At 58.5% G+C, this 414-nt stretch carries 1 pseudogene; it reads right to left on the reverse strand.

Annotated features, from left to right (window positions below):
- A pseudogene (locus V6936_RS17390) lies at positions 1 to 414 on the reverse strand (2,5-dihydroxypyridine 5,6-dioxygenase); the annotation flags it as partial.

A 414-nucleotide genomic window follows, 5' to 3' on the forward strand; every position in this document is an offset into this window, starting at 1 on the left:
TGCCCTCAAACGCGCGGGCATCCATACCAATGGTGTTCTCACGCGAGTACAGGCCCAGCGTAGACCAGTGACAACGCGGTTGCAGACCCCAGCCAATGTGGGAGATCGCGTAACCTTCGGGATCGTTAAAGGACTTCATATACTCGTCCAGCAGCTCGGCTTCGACTCCCCCTTCAATCTTGGTGGCGTAGCCGTTTTCCACGGTCAGAATGATCTGTTCGGTCGAGTACTTCTTCTGTGGCAACAGGATGTCGCCCTTGTCGATCACGATGGTGCCGTTGGTACCCCGCTCATTGGGCCAGGTCAGCACAAAGCCGCTGGGCCAGTGATCCCACCGACCCGGCTCGTCCACAAAACCGTATTCACGAATCGCCGGGAACTCACCGAGCGGGCAGCGCAGATTGGTACCGGCAG

The sequence above is a fragment of the Alcaligenes sp. CHO6 genome, assembly GCF_037120595.1.
Taxonomy (GTDB): Bacteria; Pseudomonadota; Gammaproteobacteria; order Burkholderiales; family Burkholderiaceae_B; genus Alcaligenes; species Alcaligenes ammonioxydans.